Origin of the sequence: Kineosporia succinea, from assembly GCF_030811555.1 — a bacterium.
Classification (GTDB): Bacteria; Actinomycetota; Actinomycetes; order Actinomycetales; family Kineosporiaceae; genus Kineosporia; species Kineosporia succinea.
The window spans coordinates 6178528-6201892 of sequence record NZ_JAUSQZ010000001.1 but is presented as its reverse complement, the minus strand read 5'-3'; the positions used below and the strand labels follow the sequence as shown (position 1 = coordinate 6201892).

Annotated in this window: 20 protein-coding genes and 1 pseudogene; 9 read left to right on the top strand and 12 right to left on the bottom strand. The window is 71.0% G+C overall.

The genetic code is table 11. The features are described from left to right. Positions 1-39: 39 nt before the first annotated feature. Entirely contained in the window at positions 40-1203 is a 1164-nt protein-coding gene (locus J2S57_RS27385; RefSeq protein ID WP_307248189.1) for a flavin-containing monooxygenase, read from the bottom strand. A 283-nt stretch (positions 1204-1486) separates the two neighbouring features. Between J2S57_RS27385 and J2S57_RS27380 the strand changes: the two genes are divergently transcribed. Beyond that, a complete protein-coding gene (locus J2S57_RS27380) occupies positions 1487-1690 on the top strand; it encodes a cold-shock protein (RefSeq protein WP_307248187.1) in 204 nt (67 codons plus the stop codon). A gap of 253 nt (positions 1691-1943) precedes the next feature. On the opposite strand, the gene J2S57_RS27375 is transcribed toward J2S57_RS27380, so the two are convergent. Continuing rightward, positions 1944-2390: a nitroreductase/quinone reductase family protein gene (locus tag J2S57_RS27375; protein WP_307248185.1), complete on the bottom strand. Its 447-nt coding sequence runs from the start codon at positions 2388-2390 to the stop codon at positions 1944-1946. A gap of 440 nt (positions 2391-2830) precedes the next feature. Between J2S57_RS27375 and J2S57_RS27370 the strand changes: the two genes are divergently transcribed. Further along, positions 2831-4363 (top strand): hypothetical protein, encoded by a 1533-nt coding sequence (locus J2S57_RS27370; RefSeq protein WP_307248183.1) that lies wholly within the window; start codon positions 2831-2833, stop codon positions 4361-4363. Positions 4364-4415: 52 nt separating this feature from the next. Here J2S57_RS27370 and J2S57_RS35445 read toward each other — a convergent pair. Beyond that, positions 4416-4848: pseudogene (locus tag J2S57_RS35445) on the bottom strand (TIGR03668 family PPOX class F420-dependent oxidoreductase). A 228-nt stretch (positions 4849-5076) separates the two neighbouring features. On the opposite strand from J2S57_RS35445, the gene J2S57_RS27355 reads away from it, so the two are divergent. Then, the gene (locus J2S57_RS27355) at positions 5077-6282 is read left to right on the top strand and encodes a globin domain-containing protein (RefSeq protein ID WP_307248177.1); all 1206 of its coding nucleotides are present in this window, start codon (positions 5077-5079) and stop codon (positions 6280-6282) included. Between the two features lie 98 nt (positions 6283-6380). Here the strand turns inward: J2S57_RS27355 and J2S57_RS27350 are convergent, their stop codons facing one another. Together J2S57_RS27350 and J2S57_RS27345 are read right to left on the bottom strand one after the other, a co-directional pair. Beyond that, positions 6381-7058 (bottom strand): helix-turn-helix transcriptional regulator, encoded by a 678-nt coding sequence (locus J2S57_RS27350; RefSeq protein ID WP_307248175.1) that lies wholly within the window; start codon positions 7056-7058, stop codon positions 6381-6383. 57 nt (positions 7059-7115) lie between these two features. Then, positions 7116-8246: an epoxide hydrolase family protein gene (locus J2S57_RS27345; protein WP_307248173.1), complete on the bottom strand. Its 1131-nt coding sequence runs from the start codon at positions 8244-8246 to the stop codon at positions 7116-7118. A 61-nt stretch (positions 8247-8307) separates the two neighbouring features. Between J2S57_RS27345 and J2S57_RS27340 the strand changes: the two genes are divergently transcribed. Next, complete coding sequence (locus J2S57_RS27340; protein ID WP_307248171.1) at positions 8308-8811, top strand: CGNR zinc finger domain-containing protein; 504 nt, start codon at positions 8308-8310, stop codon at positions 8809-8811. An 8-nt stretch (positions 8812-8819) separates the two neighbouring features. Here J2S57_RS27340 and J2S57_RS27335 read toward each other — a convergent pair whose 3' ends face one another. From J2S57_RS27335 to J2S57_RS27305, 7 genes are all read right to left on the bottom strand, one after another. Continuing rightward, on the bottom strand, positions 8820-9797 hold the full coding sequence (locus J2S57_RS27335; RefSeq protein WP_307248169.1) for a hypothetical protein: 978 nt from the start codon (positions 9795-9797) through the stop codon (positions 8820-8822). Between the two features lie 124 nt (positions 9798-9921). Continuing rightward, positions 9922-10641 carry an ABC transporter ATP-binding protein gene (locus tag J2S57_RS27330; protein ID WP_307248167.1) on the bottom strand — a complete coding sequence of 240 codons (720 nt, stop codon included), beginning with the start codon at positions 10639-10641 and terminating at the stop codon, positions 9922-9924. Next, positions 10638-12419: a branched-chain amino acid ABC transporter ATP-binding protein/permease gene (locus J2S57_RS27325; protein ID WP_307248165.1), complete on the bottom strand. Its 1782-nt coding sequence runs from the start codon at positions 12417-12419 to the stop codon at positions 10638-10640. The genes J2S57_RS27330 and J2S57_RS27325 overlap by 4 nt, the downstream gene beginning before the upstream one ends. Then, a complete protein-coding gene (locus tag J2S57_RS27320; RefSeq protein WP_307248163.1) occupies positions 12416-13285 on the bottom strand; it encodes a branched-chain amino acid ABC transporter permease in 870 nt (289 codons plus the stop codon). Before J2S57_RS27320 ends, J2S57_RS27325 begins: the two co-directional genes overlap by 4 nt. Before the next feature lie 9 nt (positions 13286-13294). Further along, positions 13295-14416: an ABC transporter substrate-binding protein gene (locus J2S57_RS27315; protein WP_307248161.1), complete on the bottom strand. Its 1122-nt coding sequence runs from the start codon at positions 14414-14416 to the stop codon at positions 13295-13297. A 62-nt stretch (positions 14417-14478) separates the two neighbouring features. Next, the gene (locus J2S57_RS27310) at positions 14479-16212 is read right to left on the bottom strand and encodes a thiamine pyrophosphate-binding protein (RefSeq protein ID WP_307248160.1); all 1734 of its coding nucleotides are present in this window, start codon (positions 16210-16212) and stop codon (positions 14479-14481) included. After that, positions 16209-17687, bottom strand: coding sequence for an aldehyde dehydrogenase family protein (locus J2S57_RS27305; protein WP_307248158.1), 1479 nt, complete (start codon positions 17685-17687; stop codon positions 16209-16211). Before J2S57_RS27305 ends, J2S57_RS27310 begins: the two co-directional genes overlap by 4 nt. Positions 17688-17875: 188 nt before the next feature. Here J2S57_RS27305 and J2S57_RS27300 point away from each other — a divergent pair, with 188 nt between their 5' ends. Genes J2S57_RS27300 through J2S57_RS27280 form a run of 5 tightly spaced genes read left to right on the top strand, consistent with a single transcriptional unit; the run spans position 17876 to position 23282 of the window. Next, positions 17876-18634 (top strand): IclR family transcriptional regulator, encoded by a 759-nt coding sequence (locus tag J2S57_RS27300; RefSeq protein WP_307248156.1) that lies wholly within the window; start codon positions 17876-17878, stop codon positions 18632-18634. A 38-nt stretch (positions 18635-18672) separates the two neighbouring features. Beyond that, positions 18673-19848, top strand: a complete 1176-nt coding sequence (locus J2S57_RS27295) for a CaiB/BaiF CoA transferase family protein (protein WP_307248153.1) — start codon at positions 18673-18675, stop codon at positions 19846-19848. After that, positions 19845-20678, top strand: coding sequence for a citryl-CoA lyase (locus tag J2S57_RS27290; protein WP_307248151.1), 834 nt, complete (start codon positions 19845-19847; stop codon positions 20676-20678). The genes J2S57_RS27295 and J2S57_RS27290 overlap by 4 nt, the downstream gene beginning before the upstream one ends. Beyond that, positions 20675-22444, top strand: coding sequence for a bifunctional sugar phosphate isomerase/epimerase/4-hydroxyphenylpyruvate dioxygenase family protein (locus J2S57_RS27285; protein ID WP_307248149.1), 1770 nt, complete (start codon positions 20675-20677; stop codon positions 22442-22444). The genes J2S57_RS27290 and J2S57_RS27285 overlap by 4 nt, the downstream gene beginning before the upstream one ends. Next, positions 22437-23282, top strand: a complete 846-nt coding sequence (locus tag J2S57_RS27280; protein WP_307248147.1) for a shikimate dehydrogenase — start codon at positions 22437-22439, stop codon at positions 23280-23282. The genes J2S57_RS27285 and J2S57_RS27280 overlap by 8 nt, the downstream gene beginning before the upstream one ends. Positions 23283-23365 lie beyond the last annotated feature (83 nt).

Here is a 23365-nt window from a genome sequence, read left to right as displayed (position 1 = left end):
TACGCGCCGGTCATCGTGCCACGGTAACGCGCTCGGCGATCAGTTCGACCGGTCCCGGCCAGAGGCAGCACCACGGGGCCGTGCCGACCGGGCGATACTCGCGGCCACGCGCTTGCCCTCGATCCGGACCTGGCGCAGCATCCCGCCCAACGTCACGTCGTAGCCCATGAAGTACAGCCCCGGCCGGGCGGGCGCTCCCCCGTGCACCAGCGGAAGTCCCTCGGCGTCCAGCAGTTCCGGATCGGCGAGGAGGTCACGCAGCCCCGTCGTGTAGCCGGTGGCCGCCACGACGGCGTCCGGACGCAGGCTCGTGCCGTCCGCCAGGACCACCGCCTCGGCGGTGAAACTCTGCACGGCGGCGACCGGGCGCACTCGCCCCTGCCGGATGTCCGCGACGATCCCGACGTCCTGCAGTGGCACGTAACGTGCGGTGCGCAGCCGCTTCTTGAGTCCCTCGGCCGGGCGCGGGAGTCCGTACGGCCGCAGATCGGGTATCTGGACGCGCATCAGCCCGGCCGCCAGGGGATCGAAGACCCGCTCCGGCAGGTCCCCCAGGAGGATGCCGTTCATCTGCGCGGGCCAGCCCGCGACCGCGCGGGGGACGATGTGCGGCGGGGTGCGCACCGCGAGACTCACCGACGCGGCGCCGCCCTCGGCGAGGTCAGTGGCGATCTCGGCGCCGCTGTTGCCGGACCCGACGACCAGAACGTCCTGGCCCCGGAACGGCTCGGCGTTGCGGTACCGGGACGAGTGAATGATGGTCCCGGGCCAAGTTTCACGCCCTGGCCACTGCGGTGTGACGGGGGTGTGCAGGTATCCGACGGCGACGACCAGGACGCGGGTGCGGTGGGTGGTCCCGTCGGCCAGGCGCAGGGCCCAGATGCCGTCGTCCGCCGCCTCGATGCGCTCCACGGATGTGCCCGTCCGCACGTCGAGACCGAACGTCTCGGCGTACGTCTGCAGGTAGCTGACCAGGTCGTCGCGCCGGACCCACCGGCCGTACCCGCGAGGGATCGCCAGGCCGGGCAGTCCGGACAGCGGCCGCGTGGTGTGAAGACGCAGACGGTCGTAGCGGCCCCGCCAGCTGGCCCCGACACCGTCCCCCCGTTCGAGGACGACACTGTCCACCCCGTGGCGCTTCAGCTGTGCCGCCACACCCAGGCCCGCTGCCCCGGCGCCCACGATCGTCACGTCCGCCAACAAGAGGCACTCCTCCCCGTCGAGTCGCCCTGTGGTGCAGAAGGTGGCATACCGGACGGCCTCAGGGCAATGGTTCCCGCGCCGGGGACGACCGAACGCCTTCCGTCACGCACGGACGACCTCCGACCGGACCGGGCGAGGGAGGGCGCGAATCTGCGACCCGGACCGGCATCGCCGGCAATCCTGATTTCTCGCGAGTACTTCGGTATGGTCACTCTCGGCGTTCACACGAACGCGTGGCGGCGCCGATCCGCGCCGTCCATCGAGCGCCCCTGGGGGAATGGCCATGGCCACCGGAATCGTCAAGTGGTTCAACGCCGAAAAGGGTTTCGGCTTCATCGAGCAGGACGGCGGGGGCCCGGACGTCTTCGCCCACTACTCCAACATCACCGCCAGCGGCTACCGCGAGCTCAAGGAGGGGCAGTCGGTGACCTTCGACGTCGGTCAGGGCAACAAGGGCCCGCAGGCCGAGAACATCACCGTCAACTGAGTTCCGCGGACGCACGGCTGCCCCTCGGACGAGGGGCAGCCGGAGCCGGCGGGTCACCCAACGGGATCTCTCACCGGCGGTGGATCGTGGGCTCGAGGTGTGGCTCGAGGCCGGTCCCCGTCGCGCAGGTGAACCCTTCCGTGGACCGGGTTCTCTCCCCGGCGTGGTGAACGATCGCCTACGCAGTCGTGCTCCGGACGGCGGGGCGTGATCGTCGTTCTCGCGGTCGTCGACGCCCGGTCCTCACGCGCGCTCAGCGCGGTTCCAGGATCACGACGGCCGTCGGGCCGGGCCGCCGGGCCGCGTAGGCATCCAGATGCCGGTCCACGTGGCGCCACTGTTCCCACAGCCGTTCCCGTTCCTCGGGCGAGGCCTCCGGTGCGCGCACCTCGCGCGGGCCGCCGGGCAGATCGACGCTCACGTCCGGCGCGGCCCGCAGGTTGAGCCACCACGCCGGTTCCGGCGCGTCCCAGCCGTTCATGGCCAGTGTGTGCAGCAGCGGGCCGTCTTCCAGATAGGCCAGGATCACCGGACGCGGCGTCCCCGAGCGGCGCCCGAGCGTGGTCAGGCGCATCAGGCCGTAGCGCCCCTCCCCCGGCGTCCGCAGACCCAGCCGCCCGCCCGACCAGCGGTAAAGCCGCCGGTGCACCTGCCAGGCCAGACGGATGAACCAGCGCGGGGGAAGACGGGGTTCGGCCATGATGCCCTCCGGCGGGAGGAGTGACGGACGCCTGGTGCCGACGCTATCCGGCGACAACGATGCCCGGGAAGCCCCAGCAGCCCGATCGGGTCGTCGGCCATGGAGTCCCACCCGTCCTTCTGACAGAAGGACGAATCCTGACTCTCGTCGAACCACAGGTCGAAACCCTTGGCGTCCCACATCTCCAGAGCATCGTCGTACACGTTGACATGCTCACTGAGGGCGCGCATGCGAACCTCTTTCGTCGCCGATGGCGGGGCGCCGCGGACGGGGCCGGCGGAGGATCGTCCCACGACGTCCTCTTCGACGGACGGCCCGTGAGTGACCCACGTCCGAGGCGGGACCGCGAAGGGTTTCCCACGAGTACTCCTCATGGCCCCGTCCTCGGTGGGTCAGGCTGCCTTCACATCAGCTCGATCACGATCACCGAGGGATGCCCGATGACTCGATGGATCCGTATGCGTCCTGGCCGGCTGATCGCCGTCGGCCTCGCCGTCGCCGTCGCCCTCACCGTGACGTCCACCGGTTCGGGGTCCAGCCCGGCACAGGCACAGGCCCGGGTGGTCCTGCGGCCGACGGCCGACGTCCTGCGGCAGTGGACCGGCACCACCGGCCCGGCCTGGTCGGCGGTCGACGACGACGTCCGGCAGCCGGCACCGGTCGAGCACGACGACTTCATCTACGGCTCCCAGCCCGGCCGGGTGACCGAGATGCACCTGGCCGACCACGCGATCGGTGCCGGGACGGCCACACCGGTGCTCTGGTTCTATGCCAATACCGGTGCCGGCACCCGCTTGCGGGTCGAGGCCGTCAGCCTCGGGGCCGGGATCGCCACCACGACTGTCCCCTCCGGGCAGGGGTACACGTGGCGTTCCCTCCCGCTGCCGGCACTGGAGCAGGCGCGCCTGAACGACCTCCGGATCCGGTTCACGGCCCTGGAGGGCGGCGATTCGAACGTCCGGGCGGCGTACGCCGAGCTCTCGTCCGTCACCGCACCACCGCTCCCACCGCCGCCACCACCACCTCCGGTGGTGACCGAGCGCCCGTACGACCGGTTCGTGGCCTCGTACTGGGCGCCGTACATTCTCCAGCGCACGGCACCGACCAGGCACTGGGACTATCTGGCACCGGTGGACTACGACGGGGACTGGGACACCCGGAACAACTGGGAGAACGCCGACCGCCGGGAACTGCTCAAGGGCACCGCCTACTTCTCCGTGGTCGAGACCCCCTCGCACTGGTTCGTGCTGTACGCGTTCTACCACCCGCGAGACTGGGAGTCGCAGGGCTGGAACACCTACGACAAGCACGAGAACGACATGGAGGGCGTCCTGCTCACGGTGAAACGGGACGGCACCCCCGTCGGGTCGCTGCAGGCCGCGGTCACGGTGGCTCACCACGACTTCTTCTCGTTCACTCCCGAGGGCAGCGAACTGTCCAAGCTCACCGAGAGCATCGACGGCCGGCTGATGATCGAGCCCCTGACGCGGGGCGGGAGCACCGTGGGGTTCCCGATGCCCACGGTCGGCCCGCGCCGCCCGCTGATCGACATCGACCCCAAGTCACACGCCGTCCGGGTCGCCCACCGAGACGACTGGACGCCCCCGCTGGGCCGGTACGTGAGCGGTTCTCGCGTCGAGTACTGGCCCGGAGCCACCGGTCAGGTGCCGAACGACGTGGACATCGCCAAGCCCGACTACGAACTGGTCAGCATCTTCGCCCCCGGCGGGCTGTGGCAGCACCGCAACTGCCCGAAAACCTTTGCCAGCTGGGGCGTCTTCCGGGGAGACAATTTCAATGCGAACGCCGCCAACGCGCCGTGGCGCTGGGACGACCACAGCGACCAGTTGCCGCACGGCGCACTGGCTACCGATCCGGCGCTGCTGATGCGGATCTACCACAGGTCAGCCACCCCGTTCGACCTGAACTACACCTACAACCCGTACACCCAACCGGCGCCCGAGACCTGCTGAACGCCGGAAACCACCACCGCCCTCAGCCCGTGCGGTGCCCGCGGAAAGGACATCAGTGCGATCGGTGGCCGTCGGGCGGGGTGAAGCTCCAGCCGCTCCAACGGCTCACCTCGACCGACACGACCGGACCGCAGGGCCGGCGCTCCTGGTAGGCCGGGTAGCGAGCGGCGAGTGCGTCGACGGCGGCCTCGTCGCTGTCGTGGATGGTGGCGGCTCCGTCGGCGCGCGCCCACCACAGGTGGGTCCAGTCGTCGTGGTACTCGTCCACCAGCAGGCACACCGCCGGTTGCGCCGTGATGTTTCTCGAGGCGGCGCAGTTGCGTGGTGGTCTTGGGTTTGTCGTCGACGGCGAAGACGATCCGGCGCTCCAGCACGGCGAACGTGACGGGCACCAGATGGGGCACGCCTTCCCCCGACACGGTGGCCAGGCGGGCGACCCGGGCCGCGGCGAACCGGTCTCTGGCTTCGTCGGCGTGAAGGCGCATCCGGCCATGGTGCCCGATGGCGGCGCGCATGCCGGTGGCTGCGTCGGCGATTCAGACTCGGGGCAGGTCATGGGCGCCGAGAGGTGGGCGTTCCAGCCACCTCATGACGTTCCGCCGCCGCGAGAGCGAGCGCTGCGTTCGTCCCGCTACTTGAATAAATACAACTGTGTTTTGTATAAATAAGGGGTAGGCAATCAGCCTCCATCTGGTCTCCCTGAGGAGAACGCCGTGCTGTCCTCGGCTCACGAACCCGTCATCCGCGCCACCGCCCCGGTCGTCGCCGCCCACCTGGACGAGATCTCGTCCGAGTTCTACGACTCGATGCTCAGCGAGAACCCGGAGCTGTGGAACATTTTCAGCCGCAGCGCGCAGGCGAGCGGTCAGCAGAAACGGGCCCTGGCCGGGGCCGTCGCGGGGTTCGCGCTCAGCCTGATCGGCGCCGGGCCGCCCATGCACGCCATGTTCGAGCGGGTGGCCGGCCGGCACGCCTCGCTGGGCATCCAGCCGGAGCAGTACACCCTGGTCGGGCGTTACCTGATGCGCGCTGTGGGCACGGTCCTGGGCGATGCGCTGACCCCGACGGTGGCTGCCGCCTGGGACGAGGTCTACTGGCTGATGGCCTGCAGGTTCATCGGGGTGGAGGCCCGCCTGTACGCCACGCAGGGCGTCGATCCGACGAGCAGCTTCCGCGACTACGAGATCAGTGAGCGCCACGAGGAGGCGCTCGACACGGTGTCTTTCGTCCTGACGGCGCTGGACGGCGCTGCGGCGCCCCACTTCCGGCCGGGGCAGTACGTGACCGTGGCGGTGGACCTGCCCGACGGCGGCCGGCAGCTGCGGCAGTACTCGTTGTCCCGGGCCCCGGGCGGTGACTCGCTGCGGATCACGGTGCGCCGGGTCCGCGGAACGAACGGCCGGCCCGACGGCCTGGTCTCGGGCCACCTGATCGACCACTTCCCGGTGGGCAGCAAGCTGCCGGTCAGCCCTCCGTTCGGCAACCTCACCCCGCCCCCCGGCACCACGCCCCTGCTGCTGATCAGCGCCGGCGTGGGCATCACCCCGATGGCCTCGATGCTCGGGCACCTGGCCCGTTCACGTCCGCAGCGCCCGGTCGTCATGGTGCACGCGGAACGCAGCGCCGAGCGTCACCCGCTGCGGGCGGAGGTGCTGCACCACGGATCCCGGATGCGGGACTTCCGGCACCAGGTCTGGTACGAGGACCCGACAACCCTGGACGCCGTGCACCACACCGAGATTCGTGCCGGTCGCGTGACGACCGCCGACATCCCCCTGCCTCCGGACGCCGAGGCCTACCTGTGCGGTCCGGTCCCGTTCATGCAGGTGGTGCGGGCCGGTCTGCTGCAACGGGGCCTGCCCGAAGACCGCATCCACTACGAGGTCTTCGGCTCCGACACCTGGCAGCAGGCCGGCTGACCGCTCCGAGACCGGACGCCGGGCCCGCGGCCCCCTCCCCGCGCGCCCGGCGTCCTTCGTTCTCACCGGCCGTTCTCACCAGCGTTCGGATGCCTCGCTCACGAGCGGGAGAGCCGGATACGGCACAGGTCCGGCTCGACGAACGGATCCAGACCCTCCACCCGCACCGAGGGATCGAGCTCGGCCATCGCCCCGCGCACGATGCCCAGGTGCAGCGGGCACACCACGGCCGAGCGGTCGGTCGCCAGCTCCAGGAACGGGCAGTGGTGCAGGCCCACCTGGGTTCCCCCGGCCCGCAGCTCGGGCGCGAACCCCAGCTCGCCGAGCAGCCCGATCAGGGGCTCCGTCCCGTCGGCCGCTCCCGCTCGCGCCCGTCCCAGCCGCGTACCCCAGGCCTCCCCGGCCCGCAGCGCCCGGCGGCCGGGCTCCGGGTCGTCGCCCAGATCGTCCACCAGCACCTCGGCCAGCAGCTGGTAGTTACGCGGGCCGGCCGGGTCCATGCCGCGGTGGGCCTGGAACATCAGTGCGGGCCGCCCCGGGCCGGACCGGGGCACCGTGACCTGTTCCACCTGACCGCTACTGGTCAGCGCGTCCAGGTGGAACCGCACCGTGTTCGGGTGAAAGCCCAGTTCAGAGGCCAGGGTGACAATGCTCGCCGGTTCCCGGCGAGCCCGCAGCGACGCCAGGACCTCGTCGCGGCGGGTGCGCGCCTCATCGGGACGCTGCGAGTCGGCCCCCTTCGCAGCACGCCCCGGCGAGGAGGTGGATTCGGCCATGCCGCGATTTTATACAAAGAAACCTTGTACTTGAACTGCCGATCGCCGCGCGCCGGATCAGCCCAGCTCCCGGAAGAACGCGGTGATGTCGTTCGCCAGCAGCTCGGGTTCCTCGTGGGCGGCGAAGTGCCCGCCCCGGGGCATCTCGGTGAAGCGGGTGAGGTGGTAGATCCGCTCGGCCCAGCTGCGCAACGGCGGGGCGCCCAGGTCCGCCGGGAAAACCGCCACGGCGGTGGGCACCTCGACCTTCACGTGCTGCACGCTGCCGGCCCGGGCGCGTTCGTAGTACGGGCGGAACGAGGTCGAGATCGTGTCGGTGAACCAGTACAGCGACGCCTGGGTGAGCAGGAAGTCGTCGCTGAAGCGGGTGGACACGTCGCCGCCGCAGTCGCTCCAGGCCCGGTACTTCTCCAGGATCCAGGCCAGCAGACCCGCCGGGGAGTCACCCAGCCCCTGGGCCAGGGTGAGCGGGCGCGTGCCCTGCTGGTGTTCGTAGGCCCCCTCGTCGGCCACCCACTTCGCCCACGCGCGCTGGTAGGTGCGCTCGGCGTCCGTCAGTTCGGTCTCGAAGGGGCGGGGGGCGTTGTCGATGGCCGTGAGATGGATGCCCACGAGGGGTTCGGCATGGCCCATGCGCCCCGTGATGCCCGCGCCGAGGTCGCTGCCGTGCGCGCCGTAGCGGGTGAAGCCGAGCTCGTCGCGCATGAGACGGTGCCACAGCTCGTGCGTGGGCGTTCCGTCGAGAGTCGGCCGCTGCGGGGAGAAACCGTACCCGGGGATGCTCGGGACGATGACGGTGAACGCGTCCTCGGGCCGGCCGCCGTACCGGGAGGGGTTCGAAAGACGTTGCGCCAGCTCGGTCATCTCCAGGAACGAGCTGGGCCAGCCGTTGGTCGCGACGATCGGCAGGGCGCCCTCGCGCTCGGCGTCGTAGCGCAGATAGTGCACGGGGGTGCCGTCGAGGTCGGCGAAATGGTGCGGCAGGGCGTTGATCCGCCTCTCGTGCGCGCGCCAGTCGTAGCCGTCGGCCCAGTAGGTGACGAGGCGGCGCAGGTCGTCACCGCCGGTACCGGCCCGCCAGGGCTCGAGGGGCCACGGACGCGCGAACCGGGTGCGGCGCAGGCGGGCGGTCAGGTCGTCGAGTTCTTCGGGGGCGACCTGAAGCAGGGGACTCGATGTATTCGACACCCCTGAAACCTAAAGCCGGTGTCGACTTCGGTCAACACCAGATATCGCTTATAGTGGTGTCGTGACGGATCTGGGGCTGGTCGAGGAGTTCGTGAACACGCTTGACCTGCGCTCCTTCAGCCGGCACGGGCACGACCACGTGAGCACCGACGACCTCACGTCCGCACAGGCCCTGTCCGCGTGGTTCGCCGCGCACGACCTGCCCGCCACCACGTCCCCCACCGCCCTGGGCACCGCCCTGTCACTGCGCGAGTCCCTGCGCACAGCCCTCGGTGACGGCACCCCCTCACCCCTCACCGAATTCCCGCTGCACCTGACCCCCGGCCCCACCGGCGCCCTGCGGCTCACCGCCGCCACGGGCGTCCCCGCGCTCGACACCATCGTCGAGACGGTCGCGGTCAGCGTGGCGGCGGGCACCTGGCGCCGGCTGAAACTGTGCGCCTCCGACGACTGCCGATGGGCCTTCCACGACACCTCCCGCAGCGGCGGCGGGCGCTGGTGCTCGATGGAGGTCTGCGGAAACCGTCACAAGACCCGCGCCTACCGGCAGCGCCGGGGCGATTGAGGCCGGGCTCAGTTCCAGGGCGCGGTCGGGAACCAGATGTAGTCGAAACGGCCGAGGATGCGCAGGTCCCAGTAGACGACCATGAACACCCCGGCCACCAGGAACGCCCCGGCCGTGACCGCCGCGACGCGAGAAGGGTTGCGCGCCAGCGCTCTCTGCAGCCGTTCACCCGTCAGATAGGCCAGCGCCAGCACGAGCACCGCCATGATCAGGATGTTGCCCAGCGACTGGAGGGTGAAGGCCGTGGCGCCGTAGAGCGGGTTGCGTTTCTCGGCCGCGTCGTGGAAGAGCTGCCGGAACAACGGGTACGGCCGGCCGATGAGGAAGGCGCCGATGAGCACGCCCATGAGCACCAGCGGCGCCTGCGGGAAACGCCGTGACACCCCGGCCAGCGGATCGGGCACCAGACCGGCCGCGGCCAGCCCGAGCACGATCATCACCAGCCCGATGATCCCGAAAACCACCATGGCCTGCACGATCCGGGGCTGCAGGCCGGGCTCACGGGTGAGCGAGAACTGCGGCATGTGGGTGCCCATCACCCCGACCAGCACCCCGTAGAGCGCCGAGACCGGGATCATGCCGGCCGCGATCCACCCGATCGGTGCCAGGGTGCGGCGCAGCCGGCCCGGCCCGTCCTGCTCCTGCCCCACCAGCGGCCCGACCGCCCCGAAAACCGCGATGTTGCAGGCCGTGAACGTGCCGGCCAGTCCGGTCACGAAGGCGAAGACCGTGCCGGACAGCAGCCCGGCGATCGGGGTCGCGGCCGCGTCGTGCCCGAGAATGGCGTCCGCGGCGCGGGATCCGATCTGGTTGTCCACGAACTCCGCCGACCACACGTACGCCAGCAGCACCCCCGCCACCGCCGACAGCGCCAGGAGGCGCCCGCGGTGCCGGGGGAAGACGCCGCTGACGAAGAGGGACGACCGCTCCCGCGCGGGTGGCTCGGGCGGCACGGGTGAAACCTGACCGGACAACGACTGGCTCATCTTCTGGCCCCTCTCGGCGGAACGGGCACCACGGCTGAACGACCGGCGGACGTACGTCCGCGGCGATTCTCCCCCGGCGCCACCCCCGGCACTTATTCGAGACTGCTCAGAACCAGCCGGCGGCTCACAGCCCCAGATAGATCCTTCGCACCCGTTCGTCGTGCCGCAGTTCCCCCGCCGAACCGGCCAGTGCCACCGTCCCGTTCTCCATCACCAGGCAGGTGTCGCTGGCCTCGAACGTCAGCCACGCGTTCTGCTCGACCAGCAGCACCGACAGGCCCCGTTCCCGCAGGGCCAGCAGCGATTCCAGCACCTGCCCGACCAGTTTCGGCGACAGGCCCATCGACGGCTCGTCGAGGATGAGCAGGTCGGGCCCGGACATCAGCGCCCGCCCGATCGCCAGCATCTGCTGCTGCCCGCCCGACAGCGCCCCGGCCAGCCGGCGCCGCATCTCGGCCAGCACCGGGAACAGCTCGTACACCTCCTCCTGACGCTCCCGCAGCCCCGAACGCCTCGAATAGGCGCCCAGCTCGAGGTTCGTGGCGACGGTGAGCCCGCCGAACACGTGACGTCCCTCCGGCACGTACCCGATCCCGTGCCGCACCACGTCCCGCGCACGCACCCGGGCCAGGTCCACGTCCCCCAGTTTCATGCCGGTGCACGAGCGGGACACCAGGCCCATCACCGCTTTCAGGGTCGAGGTCTTGCCCGCCCCGTTGGCGCCGATGATGCCCAGGCAGCGGCCCGGCTCGACGGTGAACGAGACCCCGTCGACGGCGAGCACCCCGCCGTACCGCACGCGCAGGTCCTCCACCACGAGAGGACGCGGGGCAACCGTGATCATGTCGTCAGCCCTCCGTCGGGGTCGGGTACGAGATCGCCCAGGTAGGCCTCGACGACCTCCGGTTCGGTGACCACCCGGGCGGGCGGGCCGTCGGCGATCACCGTGCCCTGCGCCATCACCGTGACCTGGTCGCACAGCGACATGACCAGGCCCATGTTGTGCTCGACCAGGATCACGGTGACGCCGGTGTCGCGGATCGCGCGCACGATCGAGGCCAGCTCGCTGACCTCCTGCCCGTTCAGGCCGGCCGCCGGCTCGTCGAGCAGCAGCACCCGCGGGTCGCCCGCGATCGCCCGGGCCAGCTCGACCCGGCGCTGGATTCCGTAGGGCAGGGCCGAAGGCCGCTCCTGGGCGTACTCTGCGATGCCGAACTCGGTGAGGATCTCGGCCGAGCGCCGCCGCAGACGCCGCTCGTCGCCGAGAACCCGCCAGGGCGCGAGCAGATAGGCCATGACCGACACCGACCGCGAACGGTCCAGCGCCACCATCACGTTCTGCTGCACGGTGAGAGCCGAGAACAGGCGCAGGTTCTGGAACGTGCGCGCGACTCCCCGGTGCGAGAGTCTCGCCGCGCTCGAGGCGGTGAGGTCGTCGTCATCCATCGTGAACCGCCCCGACGACGGGACGTACAGCCCCGACAGCACATTCAGCAGGGTGGTCTTGCCCGAGCCGTTGGGCCCGACGACACCGCGGATGCTGCCCGGCGCCACGCTCAGGCTCACCCGGTCGAGAGCCTGCAGACCGCGGAAGTTCTTGCTCACCTCCGAAATGCCGACGGACGCGCCGGGCCGGCTGAGTGCGTCGTCAACCGTCTGGAGGGCGAGGGGACGCAGGGTGGCCCGGTCGGGGTGACTGCGGAACCAGGGAAGACGGGCGGGCAGACCGGCCAGACCGGTCGGCGCGAACACCACGGCCAGCACCACCACCGTGCCGTACCCGAGCTGCGCGTAGGTCGCTGCGTCGACGAGCCATTCGCGGATCAGGGCGAGCACGACCGCACCGATGACGCAGCCCCACACGCTCTGGCGTCCGCCGATGATCACCATGGCCAGGAGCAGGAACATGGTGGCGATGCTGAACGACTCGGGCGAGACGTAGTGGATCAGCCCGGCGTACAGCACCCCCGCGACCCCGCCGTAGACGCTCGCGACGCCGAACGCGAGCAGCCGCAGGAACGGCACGTTGACGCCGAGGCAGCCGGCCGCGATCGAGTCGTCGCGCATGGCCTTCATCCGCCGGCCCAGCCGGGTGCCGACGAGGAACAGCGCGAACGCGAGACCGGCTGCGAACACGCCGATCTCGAGGTAGTAGTACAGGTACTGGTCGTACAGGTCGACGCCCGGGAAAGACGGCGCCGGGATGCCCGGAATTCCCTCGGCCCCACCGGTGATCGAGGAGTTCGTGACCCAGCTGGTGAACGCCAGGGCCAGGCCGAGGGTGACGATGCCGAGGTAGTGCGACTGCACGCGCAGCGCGGGCAACCCCACCACCAGGCCGAACAGCACCGTGGCGAGCACCCCGAGCACCGCCGAGACCCAGAACCCGTACCCGTGCTCGGTGGTCAGGATCGCGACGGTGTAGGCGCCGATGCCGAAGAACGCGACCTGGGCCAGATTGATCTGCCCGGCGATGCCCATGGCCAGGCCGAGACCGATGGCCAGCAGGGCGAACAGCACGGTGACGTCGGCGACGTGCATCGCGTAGGGGCCGAGGGTGTAGGGCAGGAGCAGGAGCAGGAGCGCAGCCAGGCCTGTTATCACGAGCGCTGTGCGCTTCACGCCCGGTTCACCGTCCTCTCCCCGAAGATCCCGGTCGGCACGATCATGATGAGCACCGCGAAGACCACGAACACGACCAGCTCGGAGTAGCCCTCGAACTGCCCGGCCGCGAACGCGTCGAGGATGCCGATGCCCAGACCGCCCAGGATCGCGCCCTGCACGTTGCCGAACCCGCCGAGAATGGCCGCCGCGAACCCCTTGATGCCGATCGTGCCGCCGAGCGTGGCGTTCACGTAGAGCAGGGGCCCGGCCAGGCCACCGGCGAGAGCGGCCAGGCCGGCACCGATGGCGAAGGCGATCGCGTTGCTGCGCCCGACGTGGATACCGACCGCGGTGGCGGCCTCCGGGTCCATCGCCACGGCCTGCATGGCGGCACCGAGCCGGGTGCGCTGCAGGAACAGCACCAGCGCGATCGTGGCCGCCGCGGCGACGGCCAGCACCACGAGACTGTAGGTGCGGATGCGGATCCCGCCGATGTCCAGGGGCTGGGTCGTGATCGGTGAGGGCACGGCCCGGCCGGTCGCGCCCCAGATGATCACGGCCAGCGCCTCGAGCATGACGCCGAAGCCGATGGTGCCGATCAGCATCAGGTCGAAGTCGCGGCCCTCGAGCGGCCGCAGCACCCGCTCGATGACCAGGCCGAGCAGGCCGGTGACCAGGCAGGCCGTGACGATCGCGAGCCAGAACGGCAGGCGGGTGGTCATGTAGAACGTGGAGGCGGTGAACGCCCCGATCATGACGACCTGGCCGTGGGCGAAGTTGACCAGGCCCATGGTGCGGTAGACCAGCGAGAAGCCCAGGGCCACCAGGGCGTAGATGGCGCCCAGCGACAGGCCGCCGATGAGGGTCTGGATGTGTACCTGCACGGCCGGTCCTCAGGACACCGCGGTGAGCTGACCGGCCGTGATCTCGCCGATCTTGGTCTGGTGGATGCCCACGCCCTGCTCGTCGTAGGTGAAGTCGCCGAGCAGGCCCTGGTGCTGCGTGGCCCGGATGGCGTCGGCCAGCTTCTGCCCGCCCTCACCGCCGGTGCTCTTCAGCGCGGCCAGGAAGATCTGTGCGCCGTCGTAGGCCTTGGCGCCGTGCATCTCGGCCTCCTCGCCGTACGCCTTCTGGTACGCCTCGGCGAAGGCCTTCGACGCGTCCGTCTCCTCGTTGCTCAGATAGGGCGTGCTGACGATCGTGCCCTCGGCGTTCTTCTCCCCCGCCGTCTCGATGTAGACCGGTGTGGCCAGCGGCGCGGCCCCGGCGAACACCGACTCCACGCCCAGCTCCCGGGCCTGCTTGGCGATCAGGCCGGCCTCGACCTCCTCGGCGCCGATGAACAGCACGTCGGGCTTCTTCGAGCGGATCGAGGTCAGGATCGAGCTGAAGTCCTTCTGGTCGACGGTCACGACCTTGTCGTCGGTCGGCGTGATGCCGCGGTCTTTCAGCGCGGCCAGGAACGCGTCGTGCTCGCCCGCGCCGTAGCCGCCGTTGTTCGTGACCATCGCGAAGGTCTTGAACCCCTGGTCGTCGACGAGGTGCTCGGCGAGCGTCTCGTCGTAGGTGACGCTCGTGGGCCCGTTGTAGAACTGGAACGGGCTGCCCAGCGCGGCGATCGCCGGGGACTGCCCGGACGTGATGCTCGGGATCCTCGCCTGCCGCAGGATCGGGTTCATCGCCTGCGTCACCGCGCTCTCGGCGGTGCCGAGCATGGCGGTGAACCCGCCGGAGGAGACCTTCTGCGCGATCGAGGTTCCCGTGGTGGGGTCGCCCTGGGTGTCGAAGACGGTCAGCTCGACCGTGCGGCCGTCGACACCGCCGGCCGCGTTGAACTCCTCCACGGCCAGTTTGGCGCCCTTCAGCTCCCAGGCGCCCAGCGAGCTGAGCTGGCCGCTCTGGGCGTCCGCGATCGCGAACCTGATCGGGCCGTCACCCGATGAGGTCGTGCCCTCGTCGGCCCCCGGCTTGCCGCAGGCGGCCAGTGCGAGCACCACGAGAACCGGAACAGCCATGCGCCGAGCAGTGAACATGTCGTCGCCCTCACTTCGTCGTTGGAGTGTGCGGCAGGACGGGCCTAGAAACGGCCCTGGTAGATGTCTTTGATGTTCCAGTGGCCGGGAGTGGGGACCGGCTCGTTGACCATGGCCACGTCGACCACGGCGGTGCGGCGGTTCGCGACCGCCTCCTGCAGGTGCTTGCGGAACTCGTCGGCCGACGTGGGCCGATAGCCGTCGGCGCCGCAGGCCCGCCCGAGAGCGGCGAAGTCCGGGGAGTACGCGTTGCCGTCGCGGTCGCGGAACTCGCAGCCGTAGCTCGCACCGAAGTTCGCGGCCTGCAGATCGGCGATCGTGCCGTGTGCGCGGTTGTTCATCACCACGAAGACCACCGGCAGCCCCTGCTCCACGGCCATCGGCAGCGCCGGCAGCTGGGCGCTCATACCGCCGTCACCGATGAGCGCGACCACGGTTCGCGCGGGCTGCGCCGTCTGCACACCCACCGCCGCGGCGGGCCCGAAACCCATGGTGGACAATCCCCCCGGGGTGATGAACCGCCCGCCCTCGGGCAGCTCGTAGCACTGCGCCACGCCGTTCTTGTTCCAGCCGACATCGGTGACGAGGATCGCGTCGTCGGGCAGCACGTCGCGCAGATCCCGCAGGATCCGCTCGGGCCGCAACGGGAACGCGTCCGAGGTGCCCCGCTCGCGGCTGCTCTCGAACAGCTCGGTGCGCACGGCCGTGATGCGTTCCCTCAGACCCTCACGATGCACGCCGTCGGGCGCGGTGGCGCTCACGGCCCGTCTCACGGCGGCCACGGTCTCGCCGGCATCGGCCACCACACCGATCTCGACCGGGTAGTTGCGCCCGATCTCGGCCGGGTCCAGGTCGACCTGGATCAGGCGCCCCGGCGGGAAGCCCCAGGTGTACGCGGGATCCCAGGAGCTGGAGTCGGTCTCGGCGAAGCGTGTGCCCAGGGCGAGCACCACGTCGGCGGTGCGGGTGTACTCGTTGGTGAGTTCCAGGCCCCAGAAGCCGGTCATGCCCATGAGCAGCGGATGCCGGTCGGGCACCGTGCCCTTGGCCATGAGCGAGTGTGCGACGGGGATGTCGAGGTGCTCGGCCAGGGCGAGCAGGTCTTCGGTGTGGTCCCGGAGCCCACCACCGACGTAGATCAACGGACGCGCGGCCCGGGTGAGCAGGTCGGCGATGCGGTCGATCTGGTGGCGGGTCGGGTGGGGCAGGTCGGTGTTGCCCGGCAGGGCGGGAATTCTCACCGAGGACAGCGGCCGGGAGAACACGTCCATCGGCACGTTCAGCAGCACGGCGCCGGGTCGCCCCGAGGTGGCGGTCCAGAACGCGCGCTCGGTGTGACGGGTCAGGTCCTCGACGCGGTGAACGGTCCAGGCGCGCTTGACGAACGACCGGTAGATCGCGGTCTGGTCGGCGTCGGCGTGCAGGTTCACCTCCTGGTGCGGGTGCCGGCCGGCGTAGTACGAGGGCACGTCACCGCTGATCCCGACCAGGGGAACCGAGTCGAAAGCGGCCGTGGCGACGCCGGTCACGCCGTTCATCAGGCCCGGCCCGACGTGCATGAGCACCACGCCGGTCTTGCCGCTGGCCCGGGCGTACCCGTCGGCGGCGTGCGCGGCGGACTGCTCGTGCCGGGCGATGACGAACTCGATCGAGCTGTTCGCCAGCGCGTCGAGCAGCGCGATGTTGGTGTGCCCGCAGGTGCCGAAGACGTACTCGACGCCGTAGGTCTCCAGTTGCTGGACCAGGACGTGCGCGGCGGTGCCCGACGGCGTGGTCATTCGTTCCCCCAGATCGAGAGGTTCCGCACGATAAGCGTTTTCACCTGGGTGTAGTCCTCGATCATGCTCGAGGGCGTCTCCCGGCCGAACCCGGAGTCCTTGACCCCGCCGAACGGCACGTGGTCGAGGCGGTAGTTGGACGAGCCGTTCACGACGACCGCCCCGACCTGGAGCTCGCGCCAGGCCTGCAGCGTGCGGTCGAGGCGCTGGGTGAAGATGCCCGCCTGCAGGCCGAACCGGCTGCGGTTGCACTCGGCCAGCACCTCGTCGAAGTCGTCGAACGGCAGCACGGCCACCACCGCACCGAACGCCTCCTGCCGCACGAGAGTGGCGTCGGGGCGCGGGTTCACGACCACCGAGGGCTGCAACGTCGCGCCGTCACGATCACCGCCACAGGCCAGATCGGCGCCCTCGGCCACCGCCTCCTCGATCCACGCCTGCACCCGCGAGGCGGCCGCCGCGTCCACCATCGACCCGACGTCGGTGCCGGCCTCGACCGGGTCGCCCACGCGCAGTCGCGCGACCTCCTTCGTGAGCACCGCGACGAACTCCTCGAGCACCGACCGGTGGGCGTAGATGCGCTGCACACTGATGCAGCTCTGGCCGGAGTTGGAGTAGCCGGTGCGGGCGCAGACGCGGGCGGCGGCCTCGACATCGGCGTCGTCGCAGACGATCGTGGCGGCGTTGCCGCCCAGCTCCAGCACCAGCCGCTTGGCCCCGGCCGCCCGGGCCACCGCCTCGCCCGTGGCCGCGCTGCCGGTGAAGCTGATCACCGCCACCTCGTCGGCCCCGCACAGCCGCGCACCGAGTTCCCCGCCGCCGTGCAGCAATTGCACCGCCTCACCCGGCATTCCGGCTTCCAGCAGCAACGCGACCACGGCCGCGGACACCCCGGGAGCCTGCGGCGGCGACTTCACGATCGTGGTGTTGCCGGCCGCGAACGAGGCGCCGAGCTTGTGCGCCAGCAGGTTCGCGGGGGCGTTGAACGGGGTGATCACCAGCGCGACGCCGAGGGGTGCGCGGTAGGTCAGCGCCGTGTTGCCGACGCCGTTGTCCCACCCGGCGACCGGCAGCACGTCACCACCGATGCGGCGGGCCTCGTGGGCGCAGATGCGGAAAGTGTCGGCCAGCCGGTCGATCTCCTTGCCGCCGTCGGACACCGGCTTGCCCAGTTCCCGCGCGATGACCAGCGCCAGGGCGTCGCGGTGCCGCGCGGCGAGCTCGGCGGCCCGGTCCAGCACACCCGCCCGGCGGGCCGGTGACCACCTCGCGACCACGGTGGCGCCCCGGGCGGCGGCCTCGAGCGCCCGCACCACGGCCTGCTCGCCGGGTGTCCAGGCCCGGGTGACCACCTCCCGCAGGTACGGCCCGACCCGCTCGAAACTCGTTCCCGAGCGGATCCATTCGCCGTCAACGTAGGCGGGGGCGTCGATCACCTCGGAGTCGGCGGCAGCCCGGAGAAGGTCCCTCAGCATGGCGCTCCTTCGCGTGAACCACTAGATGGGACTCATGGACCGCTATACGGTCCTGGTGTAACGTACGGGGTGATTCGGGCGGTTAGCAAGGATTCATCCCCGAAGAATCGGCCTACGGCCCGTGGTGACAGGCTGATCCCGACCACGACGTCAGCACCGTCATCCACCGGCCGAAAGGGGACCCGTCCATGGACAACGAGGGCACTGCAGGAGGAGTCCGCAGCGTTCAGCGCGCCGTCGAGATCCTGGCCCTGCTCAGCGAGGAGCGCACCACTGTCACGGTTTCCGAGATCGTCGCCGAGACCGCTCTGGCCAAGACCACCGCGGTGCGCCTGATCCACACCCTCGAGCAGAACGGTCTGGTCTGGAGCACCGCGCGCGGCATCACGGCCGGCCCGGGCCTGTGGCGATGGGCGTACCTGGCCCGCCAGGGCTGGGAGCTGCCCGAGGAGTTCCGGGCCCTGATGCGTGAGCTGTCGCAGAGCACCAGCGAGACCGTGAATCTCTACGTGCGGCGCGATGTTCAGCGGGTCTGTATCGCCCAGCAGCAGAGCACGCAGACCCTGCGGCACGTGGTGCACGTCGGCGACCAGCTCCCCCTGTGGGGAGGCGCCTCGTCCAAGATCCTTCTCCTGGAGGCCACCGGGAGTCTGCGCGAGCGCGTCGCGGCCACCGCTCCGGTGCCCGATGCCGGGCCCCGGCTGGCCGAGGGGGTGCAACGGGCCCGCGAGGCCGGTTTCGCGCTCAGTCACGGCGAGCGGGAGGTCGGGGTGTCGGCGGTGGCGGTGCCGGTGCTGACCCGCTCCGGCCGGGTCGGGTCGGCGCTGACGATCAGCGGGCCCACCGCCCGCTTCACCGACGAGCGGGTCGAGGGTTTCGTCGCGGCTCTGCGTGAGGTCTGCGCGCAGATGACCCGGCGAGGGTTCACTCATCCCTTCGAGGGGTAAGTCGTTGTGCGGCACTGGCGCCGCGGGAAGAGGCACGAGTGAGAGAGCTACCCCTGGCCGGCATTCGCGTGCTGGACCTGACCAACGTCCTGGCCGGTCCCTACTGCAGCTACCAGCTGGGCCTGATGGGCGCGGAGGTGATCAAGGTCGAGAAACCCGGAGAAGGCGATCTGGCGCGGCATCTCGGCCCCGACGCCGCGCTCAACGAGCAGGGCATCGGCACCTCGTTCCTGGCCCAGAACGCCGGCAAGAAGTCGCTCGAGCTGGACCTGAAGTCGCCCGGGGGGCGCTCCGCGTTCGAGGATCTGGTGCGCGGCGCCGACGTGCTGCTCGAGAACTACCGGGCCGGGGTGCTGCGGCGACTGGGCTACGACTGGGATGTGCTGCGTGACCTGAACGACCAGCTGATCTACTGCGCCATCACCGGTTTCGGCCAGCACGGGCCCGACAGCCAGGCGCCCGCCTACGACCAGGTGATCCAGGGCCTGTCCGGCATGATGAGCATCACCGGCACGGCCGAGACCGCCCCGCTGCGCATCGGTTTCCCGGTCAGCGACAGTGTGGGCGGGCTGATGGCGGCGTTCGCGATCAGCAGCGCCCTGGCCGGTCGGGCGGCCGGGCGGGGAGGCGCGTTCCTCGACGTGTCGATGCTCGAGGCCTCGCTGTCGGCGATGGGCTGGGCCGTGTCGAACTACCTGATCAGCGGGGTGGAGACGCAGCCGATGGGCGACCAGAACGCCACCGCGGCGCCCTCGGGCACCTTCCACGCGGCCGACGGCCCGCTGAACATCGCCGCGAACCGGCAGTCCCAGTTCGAGACGCTGTGCCGGATCGTCGAGCGGCCCGACCTGGTGCACGACGGGCGCTTCGCCTCCCGGGAGCTGCGCAAGGCCAACCGTTCCGCGCTGAACGCCGCGCTCGACGCGGCCCTGGCCCGGCGCGACGCGGCGTCCTGGGAGAAGGAGCTCTCGGGAGCCGGGGTGCCCGCCGCGCGCATCCTGACGGTGGCCGCGGCCGTGCAGTCGCCGCAGCTGGCGCACCGGGAGTTCTTCCACGACGTGCCGTTCCCCCCGGGTGCGGTCCCGGCCGGGCGGTCCGTGCGCACCAGCAGCAACGGGGTGCATCTCGACGGCCGTGCCCTGCACCCGACGTCGGCGCCACCCGCGCTGGGTGAGCACAACGCCGAGCTCGACCGGCTGCGGGGGCGGGCATGAGCCGTTACGAACCGGCCACTCTCGAGCAGGTCAGCGACTGGTGGGCCACGGCCGTCACCCGCATCGCGCCCGGTGAGGTGGAGTATCGCGGCATCCCCGTGCAGGAGCTGATCGGGCAGACCGACCTGGTCACCGGCATGTGGCTGCTCGTGCGCGGCGACCGGCCCACGCCCGGCCAGGCCGCCCTGCTGCAGGCGGCGATCGTGGCGGCCTTCGACCACGGCCCGCAGGCTCCCTCGATCGCCGTCGCCCGGATGGCCGTCACCTGCGGCATCGGTATCAACAACGCGATGGCCTCGGCGGTCAACACGCTCGGCGACTCGCACGGCGGCGCGGGGCAGCAGTGCGTCGCGCTGCTCGACGAGGTGGTCGCGCTGACCGGCACCGGCGTCACGGCCGAGGCCGCGGCCCTCGAGGTGACCGACCGGTGGCGTCAGAGGTCTCGCTACCTGCCGGGTTTCGGTCATCGCTTCCATCCCCGCGATCCGCGGCGTGACCCTCTGCTCGGTCTGGTGGCCGAGGCGGTCGAGACCGGCGTGGTCGCCGGGCACCACCTGAGCGCGGCCCTGGCGGTGGAGGCCCGGCTCGATCCGGTGCCGATGAACATCGACGGGGCGACCGCCGTCATCTACGCCGAGCTCGGCTTCGAACCCGAGCTGGCGCGGGGGTTCTTCGTGCTGAGCCGCAGCGTCGGGATCCTGGCCCACGCCTGGGAGGAGCGGCAGTCCGGGCGGCGCAACAAGGGCCCGATCCCGCCGTCGTTGCTGCCGACCTTCCTCGCCCCGGCCCCCCTCGATCCGGCCGCGCCCGGGCCGGGGAGGCACCGGTGAGACTCTCGACGGCGACGGTGTCGCTCAGCGGCGACCTGGTCGGCAAGATGCACGCCTGCGCCCGGGCCGGGTTCGACGGGATCGAGCTGTTCGAGCCCGACCTGGTGGTGGCGCCCGAGTCCCCCGAGGAGATCCGCGCCCTGGCCGACCGGCTCGGGCTGAGGCTGGAGCTCTACCAGCCGCTGCGCGACATCGAGGGCGTGCCCCCGGCGGTCTTCGACGACAACCTGCGCCGGGCCGCGGCCAAGTTCACGCTCATGCGGCGTCTCGGGATCGACACGGTTCTGCTGTGCAGCAACGTCGCCACCGCCGTGGATCCCGGCGCGATGCCCGGCCAGCTGCGCACGCTGGCCCGGCTGGGCGCCGATCACGGCGTGCGCATCGCCTACGAGGCCCTGGCCTGGGGCCGCTACGTCGACGACTACCGTCAGGCCTGGAGGCTCGTGCAGGAGGTCGACGAGCCGAGCCTCGGCCTCTGCCTGGACTCCTTCCACATCCTCTCGCGGGGGCACGACCCGGCGGCGATCGGCGACATCCCGGGCGAGAAGATCTTCTTCGTGCAACTGGCCGACGCCCCGGTGCTGAGCCTCGACGTGCTCAGCTGGAGCCGCCATCACCGGCTCTTCCCGGGCGAGGGCGGTTTCGACCTGCCGGGCTTCCTGGCGCACGTGCTGCGCGCCGGGTACACCGGGCCGCTGTCGCTGGAGGTGTTCAACGACGTGTTCCGGCAGACCGACCCCGGTCGCACCGCCGCGCACGCCCTGCGCTCCCTCATCGATCTTCTGGAGACGGCCGGTGCGTCCGCCCGGCCACCCGCGCCGGCGCCCGGCGCCTTCACCTTCGCCGAGATCCGTGCCCGCACCCCCGAGACCGTCGAGCCCCTGCTCGCTCACCTCGGCTTCCACTACCGGGGCGCGCACCGTTCCCGCCCGGCCCGGCTCTGGACCAGCGGCTCGGCCCGCGTCGTGGTGAACGAGGCCCCGTCCCCCCGACCCCACCTCGCCGCCCTCGGGTTCGACCTCACCGACGCCCCCGCGGCCCTGGCCCGCGCCCGCACGCTCCACATCCCGTCCGACTTCCGGCGCGTGCACGAGGGCGAAGACGCCCTGCACGCCGTCACCGCCCCCGACGGGACCCAGATCTTCCTGTGCCCGGTCTCCACCGTGCCCCCCTGGATCGCCGAGTTCGACCACGGGGCGCCGCGTCCCGAGAGCTCCGCGGTCACCGCGATCGACCACGTGAACCTGGTGCAGCCCTGGGAGGACATCGCCGAGGCCACCCTGTTCCACCGCAGCCTGCTCGGGCTGGAGGTCGACGGCAGCGCCCAGGTCGCCGGGCCGTCCGGGCTGATCAGCAGCCAGGTCATGACCGATCCGGAGCACCGGGTGCGGCTCGTGCTGAACGTCGCCCCGGCCGCGGCCCGGCCGGGGGCGCTCGCCCAGCACGTGGCGTTCCGCACCGATGACGTCGTGGCCGTCGCCGAAAGGCTGCGGGCCCACGGCGTCGAGGCCCTGCCGGTACCGGGCAACTACTACGAAGACCTCGCGGCGCGCTTCGCCCTCGACCCGGCGCGCCTCGACCGTTTCCGCGCGCTCGGGCTGATGTACGACCGCGATGGCCAGGGCGAGTTCATCCACTTCTACACGGCCACCGTGGGTTCGGTCTTCTTCGAGGTGCTGCAGCGGATCGGCGGTTACGACGGATACGGAGCCGCCAACGCCCCCGTCCGGCTGGCCGCGCAGTCCCGGGAGGCCCGTCGTGGGTGAGCACCGGTTCCTGGTCGGGCTCATCGGGTCGGGGGTCGGGCCCTCCCTGACGCCCGCGCTGCACATGCGCGCGGCCGATCGCCTGGGCCTGGCGTACATCTACCGCACCGTCGAGCTCGGCACCGAGGACGTCAGCGAGTTGCTGCGGATGGCCGAGGTTCTCGGGTTCGACGCGCTGAACATCACTCATCCCGTCAAGACCCGGGTGCTGCCGTACCTCGACGAACTCGACGATCTCGCCACCGAGCTCGGCAGCGTGAACACGGTGCTCCTGCGCGAGGGCCGGCGGCTGGGCCGCAACACCGACTGGACCGGCTTCACGCGTTCCTTCCGGGCCGGCCTGCCGGACGTCCCGCTCGGGTGCGTGGCCCTGGTGGGGGCCGGCGGGGCGGGGATGTCGGTGGGGCACGCGCTGCTCACCCTGGGCGTACGGCGGCTTCGCATCGTGGACGTGCGTCCCGACCGGGCGCACACGCTCGCCGATCGTCTGGCCGGGTTGTTCCCGGCCTCCGAGGTCACCGCGATCGAAACCGGTCAGCTGGGGCCGGATCCCGACGGCTTCGTCCACTGCACACCCACAGGAATGGCGGCCCGCCCGGGCCTGCCCTTCGACCCGGGGCTCCTGCAGCCGCGTCACTGGGTGGCCGACATCGTCTACCGGCCCCTGCAGACCGAACTGCTGAGAACGGCCGCCGCCCGGGGCTGCCGAACGCTGAACGGTTCCGGGATGACCGTGCATCAGGCGCTCGAGACGTTCACGCTCATCACGGGCCGCACCCCCGATGCCGCGGCCATGACGGAACACTTCCGCGAACTGGTCGCCACTGAAACCGCCTGACGGGCAACACCCCCTGTACCGATGCGGTACAGGGGGTGTTCTTTGCTGCGCCTGACGTTCGGTCACTCGTCCTCGGACGCCTG

Coding starts and splice junctions, on each gene's coding strand:
- J2S57_RS27380 (WP_307248187.1), top strand. CDS start 1,487: ATGGCCACCGGAATCGTCAAGTGGTTCAACGCCGAAAAGGGTTTCGGC.
- J2S57_RS27375 (WP_307248185.1), bottom strand. CDS start 2,390: ATGGCCGAACCCCGTCTTCCCCCGCGCTGGTTCATCCGTCTGGCCTGG.
- J2S57_RS27330 (WP_307248167.1), bottom strand. CDS start 10,641: ATGATCACGGTTGCCCCGCGTCCTCTCGTGGTGGAGGACCTGCGCGTG.
- J2S57_RS27305 (WP_307248158.1), bottom strand. CDS start 17,687: ATGCTGAGGGACCTTCTCCGGGCTGCCGCCGACTCCGAGGTGATCGAC.
- J2S57_RS27335 (WP_307248169.1), bottom strand. CDS start 9,797: ATGAGCCAGTCGTTGTCCGGTCAGGTTTCACCCGTGCCGCCCGAGCCA.
- J2S57_RS27370 (WP_307248183.1), top strand. CDS start 2,831: ATGACTCGATGGATCCGTATGCGTCCTGGCCGGCTGATCGCCGTCGGC.
- J2S57_RS27315 (WP_307248161.1), bottom strand. CDS start 14,416: ATGGCTGTTCCGGTTCTCGTGGTGCTCGCACTGGCCGCCTGCGGCAAG.
- J2S57_RS27300 (WP_307248156.1), top strand. CDS start 17,876: ATGGACAACGAGGGCACTGCAGGAGGAGTCCGCAGCGTTCAGCGCGCC.
- J2S57_RS27310 (WP_307248160.1), bottom strand. CDS start 16,212: ATGACCACGCCGTCGGGCACCGCCGCGCACGTCCTGGTCCAGCAACTG.
- J2S57_RS27290 (WP_307248151.1), top strand. CDS start 19,845: ATGAGCCGTTACGAACCGGCCACTCTCGAGCAGGTCAGCGACTGGTGG.
- J2S57_RS27350 (WP_307248175.1), bottom strand. CDS start 7,058: ATGGCCGAATCCACCTCCTCGCCGGGGCGTGCTGCGAAGGGGGCCGAC.